This window comes from Tropicimonas isoalkanivorans (assembly GCF_900112335.1).
In the GTDB taxonomy this organism is placed as follows: domain Bacteria; phylum Pseudomonadota; class Alphaproteobacteria; order Rhodobacterales; family Rhodobacteraceae; genus Tropicimonas; species Tropicimonas isoalkanivorans.
Window position 1 is genome coordinate 38,199 of record NZ_FOLG01000008.1, and the last position, 14,057, is coordinate 52,255.

The following is a 14,057-nucleotide window of genomic DNA, read 5'->3' on the forward strand; positions in this document are numbered from 1 at the left end:
ACATTGTAGTCTGTCGCCATGTCCCGCCACCACCCCCTCCTGTCGCGTGCGCCGCATGCCGGACGCCCCGCCCTGCCCGTGGCCGGGGAGATGGCGCTGGCGTTGGGGCGGGTGCATGAGATCTGCGGTCCGGCGCGGCAGACGCTGGCGCTGGCGGTGGCCGCGGCGCGGCCGGGGCCGGTGATGTGGATCGTGCCCGCCTGGCAGGCGGAGCGGCTGAACGGCGAGGGGCTGGCGGCCCGGATCGATCCGGGTCGGGTGATCCTGGTGACGGTGCGGCAGGCCGACCTGCTGCTGTGGTCGATGGAGGAGGCGCTCAGGTCCGGCGCGGTGCCGCTGGTGGTGGCCGAACTGCCTGAGCCGCCGCCCCTCACCCCGGTGCGCCGGCTGCACCTGGCTGCTGAGACCGGCGCGGCGGAGGGGGCGGTGGCGCCGCTGGGGCTGCTGCTGACCCCCGGCGACGGCGGCGCGCAGGGGGTGGAAAGCCGCTGGCACCTCGCCCCGGATCACGGCCCCTCACGCAGCCGCTGGCGGCTGGAGCGCCGCCGGGCCCGTACCGCCCCCCCGGCCGCGTGGGACTTTGGACAGACGGCGACAGAAGGCGACGGGCGGCTGCGCCTGACACCGCGCCTGCCGGGCGCCTCACGCGAAGGGCACTGACCGCACCGAACCTGTGGCGGGTCCTCAAGACTGCGGCGGCACGACGACGTCCCAAAGCCAAGCGGACGGTTGCGGCAGATCAACGCCCGATCCCACCGGGTGTGAGACAATTTCCCGCGACACGAACCGCTCACTTGCCAAGGGAGGACGATATGAGACGCGCAATCGGGACGGCCATTCTTTCCATTTGTTTCGCCACCGCCTCCCTTGCAGCCGACGAGCCCTATATCGCGGCCGGCAAGCGCATGGCGGAGGCGAATTGCGCCAACTGCCACAACATCGCGCCGGGCGGGGCGTTCAAGCTCTATCCGCCGAGCTTCCAGGCCATTGCAATCTACATGGACCCCGACGTGATACGCATGAAGGTCATGTACCCCGATCACGCGGTGATCATGCCCCAGTTCCACACCTTCATGTTCGTCGAGAACCTCGACAACATCGTTGGCTATATCCAGTCGTTGGACAAATGACGCCCAAGACGAACGGCATTTCCGGCGCGGGTCGTCCGTCGGACGCCCCCGCCCTGGCGACGTTCGGCAGCCGGCGGGATCGCCCGATTGACACCGCACAGCCCCCGGACGGAGAGGTGCGTGCTTGAAATTTAACCGAAAACATCCCCCGAACGCCCTAGCGAGCGGGGGAAATAGGCGTAACAATGCCGCCGATGGAACGGCCAGCGCCGCATCGGAAGAGAAGGGCATCCCATGACCAAACAGTTCGCGTCGCAAGGCGACATGACCGAGAAGCAGGTGAGTTTCACGGAAGTGGGCCGGGATCTCTGGGCCTTCACCGCCGAGGGCGACCCCAATTCCGGCGTCATCATCGGCGACGATTCGGTCATGGTGGTGGAAGCACAGGCCACGCCGCGGCTTGCGGCAAAAGTGATCGAGAAGATCCGGGAGGTGACCGACAAACCGATCACCCATCTCGCGCTGACGCACTACCATGCGGTTCGCGTGCTGGGGGCGTCGGCCTATGGCGCGGATCAGGTCATCATGGGGGCCACCGCGCGGGCCATGGTGGTCGAGCGCGGACAGCAGGACTGGGACAGCGAGTTCCAGCGCTTCCCGAGGCTTTTCGAGGGCCACGAGAGCATTCCTGGCCTCACCTGGCCCACCACCACCTTCACCGCCGGCATGTCGGTCTTCCTCGGCAACCGCCGGGTGGACCTGATGCACCTTGGCCGGGCGCATACGGCGGGCGACATCGTAATCCACGTGCCGGACGAGAACGTCATGTTCACCGGGGATATCGTCGAATACCATTCGGCCTGCTACTGCGGGGACGGGCATTTCGGCGACTGGGGCACCACGCTGGACGCGATCAAGGCGTTCGACGTCGATGCCATCGCGCCCGGCAGGGGGGACGCCCTTGTGGGACGGGACATGGTGGAGGCCGCGATCGAAAGCACCCGTGCGTTTGTCGAATCCACCTATCGGCCCGCGGCGCGCGTGGCCGCCCGGGGTGGCACTCTGAAGGAGGCCTGGGACGCGGTACGGGAGGCGTGCGATCCAAAATTCGCCGACTACGCGATCTACGAGCATTGCCTGCCCTTCAACGTCGCGCGCGCTTACGACGAGGCGCAGGGCATCGACACGCCGCGCATCTGGACCGCCGAACGCGACCGGGAATTGTGGGAACAACTGCAGGGCTGAGACCGTGACCGACCCCTATCGCTCCATGGCCCGCAACAATGCGTGGGCAAATGAAACGCTGCATGGCGCCATTGCCGAGATGGACGCCAGCGCTTTCGCTGCGGAACGACCAGGGTTCTTCCCATCCTTGAAGGCAGTTCTGAACCACATCCACAAGGTGGATCTCTATTATCTCGATGCGTTGGAACGCGGCGGGCTGGGGTACGCTGTCTATGATAGCCACGACCAATCGAACCCGGCAGCGTTGGCGGCGGCTCAGGCGGAGGCGGACCTGCGGCTGATCCGCTTCTGCGACACCCTCACGCCCGAAAAACTGTCCGGCATACGCGCGACCGCCCGGCCCGGCGGCGCGTGGGAGGAACGGGTGGACGCCCTTTTGCTCCACCTGTTCCAGCACCAGGTTCACCACCGGGGACAGGCGCACACGATGGTTCTGCACGCGGGGATATCGCCGCCTCAACTGGATGAGTTCCACCTCGACTACGACCGCGCCCCGACGGCGCGCCGCTACTTCGCATGAGGCTTCGCACCGACACGGCCTGAGCGCACAAGTCTCGTTCACACCAGGGTTGGGAGGATCCCGATGAACGCAACCAACAAGATTTTCGACACACCGCTCTATCCCTATGAGCGCAGTGCCGATCAGGACGCCGCCACGCCGGCACGGCATACCGCCATCGTCATCGGCGCCGGCCCCGTCGGCCTGACAACGGCAATCGACCTTGCCCACCAGGGCATCGAAACCGTGCTGCTGGACGAGAACGACAAGGTCAGTTTTGGCTCCCGCGCGATCTGTTTCGCCAAGAGGCCGCTGGAGATCTTCGGACGACTGGGCGCCGAACAGGCGCTGATCGACAAGGGCGTAGAATGGGACGTGGGAAAGATTTTCTTCCAGGACAGGGATGTCTATCAATTCGACCTCCAGCCCGAACAGGGGCATGAGCGGCCCGCTTTCATCAACCTCCAGCAATACTACCTCGAGAAATTCCTGGTCGATCGCATCCGCGAGATGCAGGAGGCCGGAGCGCCGCTGGAGATCCGCGGGCAGAACAAGGTCGTCTCGGTGTCCGATCGCGGGGACGGGGTGGAGGTGCGAGTCGAGACGCCCGACGGGGAATATGAGCTGCACGCCGACTGGCTGATCGCCTGCGACGGCGCCTGTTCCCCCACCCGCGCGATGCTCGGCCTGGAGTTCGAGGGCCGCGTCTTCGAGGACAACTTCCTGATCGCAGACGTCGTGATGGAGGCCGATTTTCCCTCCGAGCGTTGGTTCTGGTTCGACCCGCCCTTCAACCGGGGCCAGTCTGCCCTGTTGCACCAGCAGCCGGACGGCGTGTGGCGGATCGATCTGCAATTGGGATGGGACATCGACCGGGAAGCAGAAAAGAAACCCGAGAACGTCATTCCCCGCCTGAAGGCGATGCTTGGCGAGGACGTCGATTTCGAACTGGAATGGGTGTCGATCTACACTTTCAAATGCCGCCGTATGGAGAGCTTCCGCCACGGCCGGGTGCTTTTTGCGGGCGACAGCGCCCACGAGGTAAGCCCCTTCGGCGCGCGCGGCGCCAATTCGGGCATTCAGGATGCCGACAACCTCGTCTGGAAGCTGAAACTGGTAATCGACGGAGTGGCGCCGGAAAATCTGATCGACAGCTACGATGCCGAACGCACCCGGGCCGCCGACGAGAACATCCTCAACTCCACCCGCTCGACGGATTTCATCACGCCCAGAAGCGAGACGAGCCGCACGCTGCGCGATGCCGTGCTCGATCTGGCCGAGCACTACCCGTTCGCCCGCCCGATGGTGAACTCCGGCCGCCTATCGGTGCCCTGCACGTACGACGGCTCTCCGCTGGTGTCGGCCGATGCCCTGACCGGAGGCCCGCCGCGCACCCGCCCGGGTTCCCCCTGCCCCGACGTGCCCCTGGGCGAGCACGACTACCTTCTGCGCCACCTCGGCGACCGCTTCGTGCTTCTGACCATCGACTGCGAGGCGCCCGATGAGATCGAGGAGGAGGGCGTCACCGTCACCCGCCTTGCCCTAACGACTCAGGACGACCGAACCGGGTTCCTCAAGGAGCGCTACCTCGGCGAGGCGCCCTCGGCCGTCTACCTGATCCGCCCGGACCAGCACGTCGCCGCGCGGCGGATCGAATACAACGAGACCCTGATGCGCACCGCCCTGCGCCGCACCCTCGGCAAGGAGGTCGCCAAATGAGCGAACTGATCCTCACCCCGAACATCGACCGTGGAGACGATTTCTACGCCGCCCTGCTCAAGGCCCATGACGGGCTCAACAAGGCGGACAGCGACGCCCTCAACGCGCGCCTTCTGCTGGTCCTCGCAAACCATATTGGCGACGGGGAGGTTCTGGCGCAGGCGATTGAAGCTGCCGCCAACGCCGCGCCGCGCTAAGACCCCAGTGTGTGAAGGGGCGTCGGGCCGGGAACCCCGCCCGCCGGCATAGCGTTGTCTTCGCGGGCCGCGCCGAACCCGCCGTCGCCCCGCGAATTGGAGACATGACATGAGTTTGTTACGAAGCTGGCTCGAGACAGCGAACGACCCCGACGGACCCTTTCCCATGAACAACCTGCCGCTCGGCGTGTTCTCGGCCGGCGGGGCGCCCCGATGCTGCACGGCGATAGGGGACCAAGTGCTGGACCTCGGCGGGATGGAACGCGCGGGCTACCTCAGGCCCATGGGCCTCGACGCCCCCGCGCTGAACGACTTCATGGCAAAAGGCCCCGAGACCTGGGCAAACCTTCGGGCGACGCTGTTCGGCTACCTCGCCGAAGGCAGTTCCGCCGCGGGAATGCTCACGCCCTTCATGCACCCGCTGGACGCCGTCCGCCTGCACCTGCCCTTCCGAGTCGCCGAATACACAGACTTCTATGCAGGCCGGCACCACGCCGAGAACGTTGGCACCCTGTTTCGCGGGTCGGAGAATGCACTGCCGCCGAACTGGCTTCACATGCCCATCGGCTACAATGGCCGGTCCTCCACGGTCATTGTTTCCGGAACCGACGTCCATCGCCCGCAGGGCCAGACCAAGGCGCCCGATGCCGACCTGCCCACGTTCGGCCCCTGCCAACGCCTCGACATGGAGCTTGAACTGGGCGCCGTGATTGGCAGCCCCTCCACCATGGGCACGCGGGTGAGCGTGGCCGAGGCCGACGCGATGATCTTTGGATACGTCCTGCTCAACGACTGGTCGGCCCGCGATATCCAGGCCTGGGAATACCAGCCCCTCGGCCCGTTCCAGTCCAAGGCCTTCGCCACGACGATCAGCCCATGGGTGGTGACGAAAGCCGCGTTGGAGCCCTTCCGCCGCCTCGCCCCCCAACGGGATATTCCTCTCCTGCCCTACCTGGAGGAACCGGGCCCGATGTTCTACGACATCACCCTCTCCGCCGCGCTGCAACCCGAAGGCGCGGACGCTGCCACCACGATCTGCCAGACGAACGCGCGCGAATTGTACTACTCCGCCGCCCAGCAACTTGCCCACCACACCGCCTCGGGCTGCGCCATGCGCACGGGGGACCTCCTCGGCTCGGGCACCATCTCCGGCGCCGATACCGGCAGCCATGGCTCCCTGCTGGAACTGACCTGGGGCGGAGAAAATCCCCTCACGCTGGAAAACGACGGCACCCGGACGTTCCTCGAAGACGGTGACCGCGTCACCCTGCACGGCCACGCCCAGGGTGACGGCTACCGGATCGGCTTCGGAGAGTGCACCGGCCGCATCCTGCCGGCCCGGACGACGCCCTGACCGGAGCATCGGCTGGACATTCCGGCGCAATCCGTCCAGTCATGGCGCGCCCCGCCAAAGGACCGCCATGACCACGATCACTATCTGCACCACCTGCCGCAATGCCGAGACGAGGGAGAGCAAGGCGGGCGATCCCACGGGCGAAGCGTTCCTCGATCACACCCGCGCCGCTGTCGCCTCCCACGACGGCCTCACGGTTCGGGGCACAGCTTGCCTGATGGGCTGCGATCACGGCTGCAACGCCGCGATCTCGGCGCACGGCAAGATGACCTACGTCCTGGGCCGCTTCGACGGAACACCCGAAGATGCCGCCGCGCTCGCGGACTACGCCGGCAAACACGCCGCCAGCGCCACCGGGGCCGTGCCCTACCGCACCTGGCCACAGGGCGTGAAGGGCCATTTCATCTCCCGCGTCCCGCCGCTCGACTGACGCCCCCCCAAGGGCGCACCAGCCCACCAGTGATGCGCTTCGCGCGTCTTCTTGTGTCAAAAAATATCCCCGCCGGAGGCATCCGACGCCGCCACACGGCGGATCACTCCATTACATGGCGGGCCGCCTGCAACAGTGCATCCAGGTCCATGTGCGCCTCCAGATGCGCCGCCAGATCGTCGAGCGCCCCCTCCACAACGGCCCCGTGATCCAGCCCCGACGCAATCCCACCGAGCCCCTCTAGAAAGGCCGCGCGGAACCCGTTTGAGGCAAACAAGCCGTGGAGGTAGCTGCCCATGATCCGTCCATCGGGAGATATCGCGCCCTCGTCGCGCCCCTCCACCTGCGCGAAGGGCCGCGCCCGGTCCGCCCCGTCGCTCCGGCCGATGTGGATCTCGTAGCCGGAAAAGTCCGTTCCCGACCCCACATGCCGCGCCGAAACCCGTGTCAGCTGCTTCTCCGGCACCATCTCAGTCACGATATCCAATAAACCCAGACCCTCGGTCTCCCCCGGAGGCCCTTCCAGGCCCTCGGCATCCACGATCCGGCGACCAAGCATCTGGTAGCCGCCGCACAGGCCGAGCACGAAGCCGCCCCTCCGGACATGCGCCGCCAAGTCGACATCCCACCCCTGCGCGCGCAAATAGGCAAGATCGCCCCGGGTGGACTTGGTGCCGGGCAGGATCACCAGATCGGCGTCCCCGGGCAGCGGCGCGCCGCCGCGTACCATCGTCAGCCGCACGCCAGGTTCGGCGCCCAGCGGGTCCAGGTCGTCGAAATTGGCGATCCGCGACAGCACCGGGCACACGACGTGAAAACTGCCATCCCGGTTCTGGGTCCTGAGGTCCAGTGCATCCTCCGCCGGCAGTCGGTGGGCGCCCTCGAACCAGGGCACCACGCCAAAGCCGTGCCATCCCGTCCGCTCCGCAATCAGCCGATACCCTTCATCGAACAGGCGAGGATCGCCGCGGAACTTGTTGATCGCGAAGCCGCAAATCAGGTCGGCATCCTCTCGGTCGATGACCGCCTTGGTTCCGACGATCTGTGCGATGACGCCGCCCCGGTCGATGTCGCCCACCAGCAGCACCGGCACACCTGCGGCCCGCGCGAACCCCATGTTGGCGATGTCGCCTGCCCGCAGGTTCACCTCTGCCGGGCTGCCCGCCCCCTCCACCAGAACGAGGTCCGCCTGCTTGCCCAGCCGGTTAAAGCTCTCCAGCACCGGCGCCATTAGCTTCGGCTTCAACGCCGCGTAGTCGCGCGCCCGCACCGTGTCGACCCGCCGCCCTTGCACCACCACCTGCGCGCCGGTCTCCGTCTCCGGCTTCAGCAACACGGGGTTCATGTCGGTCACCGGTTCCACCCCGCAGGCCAGCGCCTGCAATGCCTGTGCCCGGCCGATTTCCCCCCCGTCCGCCGTCACGGCGGCGTTGTTCGACATGTTCTGCGGCTTGAACGGTCGCACCTCCAGCCCCCGCCGCCGATAGGCCCGCGCCAGCCCCGCGACCAGCAGCGATTTGCCGACATTCGAGCCGGCCCCCTGCACCATCAGCGCGCGCATGTCAGGCCGTATCGTCCGAGGGCAGCGGCAACTGCGCCAGGTGGAATTCCCGCATGAACCGCACCATCGGCCGCGCCGCGAAGAAGATCGAGCCGATCAGGAACAGCCACGTCCCTTGGATCTGCCACGCCTCGAAAAAGAACATCACGCTTCCGACAACGAAACACAGCGCAGCCGCCAGATCGATCGTCGTGTAGAGTTTCTCGTAGAAGTGATAGACCCTCAGGTGCAGCGGCGTTGCATCGAAGAGCTTGGGGTTGAACATCAGAACTCCACCCCGGCCTGCGCCTTCACCCCGGATCGGAACGGGTGCTTCAACAGCTCCATCTCCGTCGCGAGGTCCGCGATCTCCAGAAGCTCCTCCTTCGCATTGCGGCCCGTCAGGACCACGTGGGTCATCGGCGGCTTCTTCTCCTTGAGGAAGGCGACGACTTCGTCAATGTCGAGATACCCATAGCGCAGCGCAATGTTGATCTCGTCGAGCAGGACCATACGGTTGCGCTCATCCTTGATCAGCTCCTTCGCCTTTTCCCAGGCCGCCGCCGCCATCTCCATATCGCGGGACTTGTCCTGCGTTTCCCACGTGAACCCCTCGCCCATGGCATAGAACGGACAGGCGTCTGCGAAATGGGTCTGGATCAGCGTGCGTTCTCCCGTCTCCATGCCGCCCTTGATGAACTGCACCACGGCACAGGGCATCCCGTGGGCGATGCAGCGAAATATCATCCCGAAGGCGGCCGAACTCTTGCCCTTGCCCTTTCCGGTATGGACGACGATCAGGCCCTTTTCCTCCGTCTTCGTGGCCATGATCTTGTCGCGCGCGGCCTTCTTCTTGGCCATCTTGGCGTTGTGGCGTTCGGTATCGTCCGTCATCTCATTCTCCTCAGAACAGCCATCTGGCGATCAGGGGCGCCAGAAGGGCGGTCAGCAGCGCGTTGAGCCCCATCCCGATGCCGGCAAAGGCGCCGGCGGTTTCATGTACCTGGAAGGCGCGTGCGGTGCCGATCCCGTGGGCGGCGACTCCGGTCGCGAAGCCACGTGCGCGCCAGTCGGTGATGCCGAGCGCATTGTAAAGGGGCGTCACCACGACCGCGCCGATGATCCCGGTCAGGATCACCAGGGCCGCCGTCAGCGTCGGCAGGCCACCGATCACCTCGGAGACGCCGAGCGCCACGGGGGACGTCGCGGACTTCGGCACGAGCGACAGCAGCACCGCGCCGCGCAGCCCAAAGGCCCACCCCACCGCCACCGCCGAGAGCATGGCCACGAGCGAGCCCACCAGCAGCGCCGCCACCATCGGCAACGCAGCACTCCGTAGCAGCCCGCGATTGGCCCAGAGCGGAAGGGCAAGGGCCACGGTGGCCGGGCCAAGCAGGAAGTGCACGAACTGCGCCCCGCCGAAATAGGTCTGGTAGGGCGTCCCGGTGCTCCAGAGCGTTGCCGAAAGCAGCGCCACCGCGACCAGCACGGGATTGACCCACGGCGAGCGGCCAGCGGCCCGAAAGGCGGCGTCCCCGATGGCATAGGCCAGCACCGTCGCCGTCAGCCAGAGCAGCGGCCCGGCGCTGAGATAGATCCAAAGGTCGGTCAGGTCACTCACGGCGCACGCCCTCCGTCCGGCCCCTGCCCCATCGCCCGCGCGACGAGGCGGAAGGTCAGAACGCCCGCAGCCAGGGCCAGCACGGTACTCACCACCAGCGCCGCAAGCAGCCCGATCCCGTAGCGGCCAAGCGTATCCAGGTGCGCCACCACACCCACCCCCGCGGGCACGAAGAGCAGCGACAGGTTTGCAAGGATCGTCTGCCCCGTCGGCGCCACGACCTCATAGATGCGTGGCCGCACGACCAGCAGGAGCAACATGAGCGCCATGCCCAGCACCGGCCCGGGCAATGGAATGGCGAAGAGCCGCGCGACGGATTCACCGGCCAATTGGCAACCGAGCAATAGCACCAACGCCCAGATCATGCTTTGCGCTCCCCGGATGGCATGACGATCATTCGGTCATCTCCTTGCACGCGTCCGTAGGACCGGTTGGCACGCGGCACCGCAGCGACGCATCCGGCCACAGACAAACGATGACCGCCCGTCACGCCGTCATCTCCGCCAAGCGTGCCCGCGCCGAATTGGAGCGCGGCGCCCAGAGGCCCCGGTCGATCGCCTCCTGAAACCGCTCGGCGATTTCGCGCAGCGCAGGCGCGTTGGCCTCGGCGATGAAGTCACGCGTGGCGTCGTCCTCCAGGTAGGCATCGTAAACCAGGTCGAAGTGGTGGTCGCGAACCGCCCCCGTGGTGGCGGCAAAGGCAAAGAGGTAGTCCACCGTCGCCGCGATCTCGAACGCGCCCTTGTACCCATGCCGCTTGACGCCCGCGATCCACTTGGGGTTCGCCGCCCTCGCCCGCACCACGCGGCCGATTTCCTCGTCCAGGGTCCGGATCACCGGGCGCTCCGGCCGCGAATGGTCGTTGTGATACACCGTCGGCGCCGCGCCCCGCAGGTGCTCCACCGTGGCCGCCATGCCGCCTTCGAACTGGTAGTAGTCGTCGCTGTCCAGCAGGTCGTGTTCGCGGTTGTCCTGGTTCTGGACCACCGCCTCCACCAGCCCGAGCCGCGCCGAAAGATCCGCCTTCGCCGCCGCGCCCTCAGCTCCCTCGCCATAGGCGTAGCCGCCCCATGTCAGGTAGGCGTCGGCCAGATCGCCCTTGTCGGTCCAGAGCCGCTCGTCGATCATCGCCTGCAAGCCCGCGCCATAGGCACCCGGCTTCGAGCCGAAGACTCGGTAGGCCGCGCGCGCCTCCCCCACCTCGCCCGCCTCCCGGCGGAACCGGGCGGCGGCCGGATTGTCCGCCTCCGGCTCGTCAAGTCGCATGATCGCGCGGGCGGCCGATGCCACGAGGTCCACCTGCGCCGGGAACGCATCCCGGAAGAAGCCTGAGACCCTGAGGGTCACATCCACGCGCGGGCGGCCGAGCACGCTCGCAGGCAGGATCTCGAACCCCGTGACACGGCCGGACATCGCATCCCACGTCGGCTTCGCCCCCATCAGCGCCAGCGCCTGCGCAATGTCGTCCCCGCCGGTGCGCATGTTCGACGTGCCCCACGCGGTGAGCGCGAGGGCGCGCGGCCAGTCGCCGTTGTCCTGCAGGTGCCGGTCGATCAACCGGGCGGCGGACTTCCAGCCAAGCTCCCAGGCCGCGCGAGTCGGGATGGCGCGACTGTCGACCGAGAAGAAGTTGCGCCCCGTGGGCAGGACGTCCAACCGGCCGCGCGTGGGCGCGCCCGACGGTCCGGGCGACAAGAAACGACCGTCCAGTGCAGTCAGAAGCCCGCCCATCTCATCCCGTCCGGAGCGCTCGACGGCTGGCCTCACGTGGCCATCGATCTCCGACATGATAGCCGCGGAGGCCGGCCCCGGTGCAGCCACCTCGCCCTCCACCATGCGGGCGGCAAAGACCTCGAGGCGCTCGACAGTGTCGCCCGCGCTCCGCCAGGGGTTGCGCTCTCCTGACGGAGATCGCGAGGGGGGGCGGGGGGCGGGCGCGCTGCGCGCGCCCGCCCCCCGCCCCTGCGGGTCGACTGCGTCAGCAGGCGAAACGTCCAACTCCACCAGCGCCTGCGGCCGAGGTCCCTCCCAAGGCGCCGCCAGCTCACAATCCAGAGGATCGAACGCCATCTCGAAGTCCCGGGCCAGCGCCCGGATAATGGAGGCGTTGCCCCCCGCCCCGTCTCCGCGTTGCACGCGTGTCAAAGCGACGATCAGGTCGCGCGCCAGCCTCCCCTCCGGCGACTGGCCGAACACGTGCAGCCCATCGCGGATCTGGCTTTCCTTCAACTCGCAAAGATAGGCGTCGATCTTCTGCAGCCGGCTGTCGGTGTCGTCGGCCTCGACCACACCCGCGTCGGCGCCGAGCCCGGTCGCCTCCATCAGCGACAGGATCTCTCCACGGAGGTAGTCGATCCTCCGCGCGTCCACGCCCGCGGCCTGGTAGTATTCGTCCACCAACACTTCCAGTTCCCGCATCGGCCCGTAGCTTTCGGCACGTGTCAGCGGCGGCGTCAGGTGGTCGACGATCACCGCCTGCGCCCGCCGTTTCGCCTGCGTGCCTTCCCCGGGGTCGTTGACGATAAAGGGGTACACATGGGGCAGCGGCCCGAGCGCGACCTCCGGGAAGCAGGTTTGGGACAGGCCAACCGCCTTGCCGGGAAGCCACTCCAGGTTGCCGTGTTTTCCCATGTGAACAATGGCATCCACACCGAAATTGAACCGAAGCCAGAAGTAGAAGGCGAGGTAGTTGTGAGGCGGCACGAGGTCCGGGGCGTGGTAGGTGTCCGTCGGGTCGATGTTGTAGCCGCGCGCCGGTTGCACGCCGACTACCACGTTGCCGAAGCGGAGGATGGACAGGGCAAAGGCCTCACCGTCGCAGAAGGGATCGCCCTCCGGGGGGCCCCAGCGGTCCTCCACCTGGGCGCGCACGTCCAGCTGCAGCGTATCGTACGCGAGGCGGTAGTCGGCAAGCGAGAGCCGCTCGCCGCCCTTCCGCTCGGCACGGTCGGTCAGCCAGTTGGTCGGGCCAGCGAGGACGGCGGCCATCAGCTCTTCGGACGTCGAGGGCGCGGTCTCGACACGATACCTGGCGTCGCTCAGCGACTTTAGCACGCCCACGGTTGCTGCCGGCGTATCGAGCCCCACGCCGTTGGCGAGGCGACCGTCCTTGTTGGGGTAGTTCGCGAGAATGAGCGCCACCCGCCGGTCCGCTGTCGCCTTGCGCCCGAGGTTGGCCCAGTTGGCGGCAAGGTCGGCCACGAACTGCACCCGGTCGCCGCGGGCGCGGTAGGCGGCGATAGCGCATTGGGTGGCGTCGTCGAAATAGGCCTGGGCCTTGAAGCTGACGGCGCGGGACAGGATCCGGCCGTCGACTTCCGGCAACGCCACGTTCATCGCGATGTCCCGGGCTGACAGTCCGCGGTCGCTCTCGGCCCAGGTTTCCTCGGCACCGCCGGAGAGGACGACCTGGAGAACGGGCGCTCCGGGTGCGTCCAGAACAGTCGGTTCGCGGCCATTGGTCCATGCTGCGGGGTCCGGGGAGGAAACGGCGAAGCTGGTGGCGTTCAGGACCACGGATGGCGGCGCCTCCGCGAAGATCCCTTCCAGCGTGGCGACTGACACCGGGTCTTTCAGGGAGGCGACGAAGACGGGCAGCGGGTTCAGCCCGCGCCGCAGGAGCGCCTTCACGAGCTGGTTGACCGGGTGCAGACCGGCGCCCTGAACCAGCGCCCGGTAGAAGGTGACCGCCGCGACCGGGGCGCCTTCGGTCCAGTGCTTGCGCAGCGTCGAGAGGTCGGCACGGGTTTCGCCGGGCCAGTAGAATCCGGCGCGCAACAGCGGCTCGGGTGCGGCGGGGCGGTCGCCTGTGCCGAGCATGTGCCGAGTCAGGCGCAACAGGTTGGCGGCGTTTTCGGGGCCGCCCTCGACGCAGTAGGACCAGAGGGCGTGCCAATCCTCCGCCGGGACGGTGGAGAGCTGGAGCAGTTCCGGGTCCGGTTTGTCGTCTCCCGGCAGGAGGGCGAGGGCCACGCCGGCGGCGCGCAGGCGGGCGGACAGCTGCTCCACCGCGTACTGCCAGTAGGCGGCGCCGCCGAGGACGCGGGCGATGACGAGGCGGGAGCGCTCGGCGGTGTCCTCGATATATTTGTCGACGGAGAACGGATGCGACAGCCAGCCGAGGTTGGCGAGCCGGAGGTCTGGCGCGGCGTCGCCCAGGACTTGGCGGGCCTCCGACAGGGCGGCGAGTTCGGTGTCCGCGGCGGAGAGGAAGATCACGTCGGCCGGGGTCTGGCCGGGGTCGACCGGTTCGGAGCCGTCGGAGACCTGGCCGGGGATGGCGGCGAGGAGGTGCATCAGGCGGCTCCGGCGGGGCGGAGGACGGGGTCGGCGACCGGGACAGGACGGGCGCGGCGAGAGGGTGTCTCACGATGGGACATGCT

General features: G+C 67.5%; 14 protein-coding genes. 8 read left to right on the forward strand and 6 right to left on the reverse strand.

The genetic code is table 11. The features are described 5' to 3' along the window. Positions 1 to 18: 18 nt before the first annotated feature. The 8 genes from BM075_RS13585 (at position 19) to BM075_RS13620 (ending at position 6,514) form a co-directional block, all read left to right on the forward strand. Positions 19 to 660, forward strand: coding sequence for a hypothetical protein (locus BM075_RS13585; RefSeq protein ID WP_093361241.1), 642 nt, complete (start codon positions 19 to 21; stop codon positions 658 to 660). Between the two features lie 152 nt (positions 661 to 812). Then, positions 813 to 1,130, forward strand: coding sequence for a c-type cytochrome (locus tag BM075_RS13590; RefSeq protein ID WP_093361242.1), 318 nt, complete (start codon positions 813 to 815; stop codon positions 1,128 to 1,130). 234 nt (positions 1,131 to 1,364) lie between these two features. After that, on the forward strand, positions 1,365 to 2,315 hold the full coding sequence (locus BM075_RS13595) for an MBL fold metallo-hydrolase (RefSeq protein WP_093361243.1): 951 nt from the start codon (positions 1,365 to 1,367) through the stop codon (positions 2,313 to 2,315). Between the two features lie 4 nt (positions 2,316 to 2,319). Then, entirely contained in the window at positions 2,320 to 2,835 is a 516-nt protein-coding gene (locus BM075_RS13600) for a DinB family protein (RefSeq protein ID WP_245758849.1), read from the forward strand. 63 nt (positions 2,836 to 2,898) lie between these two features. Continuing rightward, positions 2,899 to 4,533 (forward strand): FAD-dependent oxidoreductase, encoded by a 1,635-nt coding sequence (locus BM075_RS13605; RefSeq protein WP_093361245.1) that lies wholly within the window; start codon positions 2,899 to 2,901, stop codon positions 4,531 to 4,533. After that, positions 4,530 to 4,730 (forward strand): DUF2783 domain-containing protein, encoded by a 201-nt coding sequence (locus BM075_RS13610; RefSeq protein ID WP_093361246.1) that lies wholly within the window; start codon positions 4,530 to 4,532, stop codon positions 4,728 to 4,730. The genes BM075_RS13605 and BM075_RS13610 overlap by 4 nt, the downstream gene beginning before the upstream one ends. A gap of 109 nt (positions 4,731 to 4,839) precedes the next feature. Next, the gene (gene fahA, locus BM075_RS13615; protein WP_093361247.1) at positions 4,840 to 6,084 is read left to right on the forward strand and encodes a fumarylacetoacetase; all 1,245 of its coding nucleotides are present in this window, start codon (positions 4,840 to 4,842) and stop codon (positions 6,082 to 6,084) included. A 67-nt stretch (positions 6,085 to 6,151) separates the two neighbouring features. Next, complete coding sequence (locus BM075_RS13620) at positions 6,152 to 6,514, forward strand: DUF1636 family protein (protein WP_093361248.1); 363 nt, start codon at positions 6,152 to 6,154, stop codon at positions 6,512 to 6,514. Positions 6,515 to 6,617: 103 nt separating this feature from the next. Here the strand turns inward: BM075_RS13620 and BM075_RS13625 are convergent, their stop codons facing one another. The 6 genes from BM075_RS13625 to cobN all read right to left on the reverse strand — a co-directional run bounded on the left by BM075_RS13625 (position 6,618) and on the right by cobN (position 13,971). Next, positions 6,618 to 8,075: a cobyric acid synthase gene (locus BM075_RS13625; protein ID WP_093361249.1), complete on the reverse strand. Its 1,458-nt coding sequence runs from the start codon at positions 8,073 to 8,075 to the stop codon at positions 6,618 to 6,620. Position 8,076: 1 nt separating this feature from the next. Then, on the reverse strand, positions 8,077 to 8,340 hold the full coding sequence (locus tag BM075_RS13630) for a YrhK family protein (protein ID WP_093361250.1): 264 nt from the start codon (positions 8,338 to 8,340) through the stop codon (positions 8,077 to 8,079). Next, on the reverse strand, positions 8,340 to 8,948 hold the full coding sequence (gene cobO, locus BM075_RS13635; protein ID WP_093361251.1) for a cob(I)yrinic acid a,c-diamide adenosyltransferase: 609 nt from the start codon (positions 8,946 to 8,948) through the stop codon (positions 8,340 to 8,342). The genes BM075_RS13630 and cobO overlap by 1 nt, the downstream gene beginning before the upstream one ends. Before the next feature lie 10 nt (positions 8,949 to 8,958). Then, positions 8,959 to 9,675, reverse strand: a complete 717-nt coding sequence (locus BM075_RS13640) for an LrgB family protein (protein WP_093361252.1) — start codon at positions 9,673 to 9,675, stop codon at positions 8,959 to 8,961. Continuing rightward, entirely contained in the window at positions 9,672 to 10,040 is a 369-nt protein-coding gene (locus tag BM075_RS13645; RefSeq protein ID WP_093361253.1) for a CidA/LrgA family protein, read from the reverse strand. The genes BM075_RS13640 and BM075_RS13645 overlap by 4 nt, the downstream gene beginning before the upstream one ends. Before the next feature lie 121 nt (positions 10,041 to 10,161). Beyond that, positions 10,162 to 13,971 carry a cobaltochelatase subunit CobN gene (gene cobN, locus BM075_RS13650; protein ID WP_093361254.1) on the reverse strand — a complete coding sequence of 1,270 codons (3,810 nt, stop codon included), beginning with the start codon at positions 13,969 to 13,971 and terminating at the stop codon, positions 10,162 to 10,164. Between the last annotated feature and the right edge of the window lie 86 nt (positions 13,972 to 14,057).